The 491-nt window shown below is 59.5% G+C and carries 1 protein-coding gene; it reads right to left on the bottom strand.

All coding sequences use genetic code 11. The features are described from left to right. Window positions 1-118: 118 nt before the first annotated feature. A partial coding sequence (locus AC1D0P_RS28640; protein WP_477679829.1) for a hypothetical protein occupies window positions 119-491 on the bottom strand: 373 nt, incomplete at its 5' end.

Below are 491 nucleotides of genomic sequence, written 5' to 3'. Positions count from 1 at the left end.
GTGTGAAACCGCACCTTCTCGCTTTCAGACGTGGCAGGCATCATCTGCACGGGGCAGGTCACCAACGAGAGCTTGAGATAGCCTTTCCAATAAGGGCGAATTGCCATGGCATCTTTCCTCAGCCTGCGCGACGTGTCGGCGCCGCCGGCGACTTCGCCTTCGCGGTGGCGGGCTTGCCAGGCTTTGCTCGTTCACTGTCCGCATTGACATTGGCTGCGGTGCGCTTCGGCGTCGGCCCCGCAGTAAACCCGGCACTTTCGCGCAGTGCCTGCAGCAGATCGCTCTGCTTCGAGACTGGTGGTGCTTTCTTCTTCGGCAACGATCGGCCCTCGATCTTGGCTTTGACCAATTCGGTGACCGCTGCCTCGTAGCGATCGTCGAAGGCCTTTGCATCAAAGGTGCCCTGCTTCGTGCCAATGATGTGCTCGGCCAGATCAAGCATCTCACCCTCGATCTTCAGATCCGAGACATCCTCGAAGGCTTGCTTCGAC

It is taken from the genome of Polaromonas sp. P1_G2 (assembly GCF_056405515.1).
The sequence above is the reverse complement of the archived record's forward strand: the minus strand, read 5'-3'. Positions and strand labels throughout refer to the sequence as shown.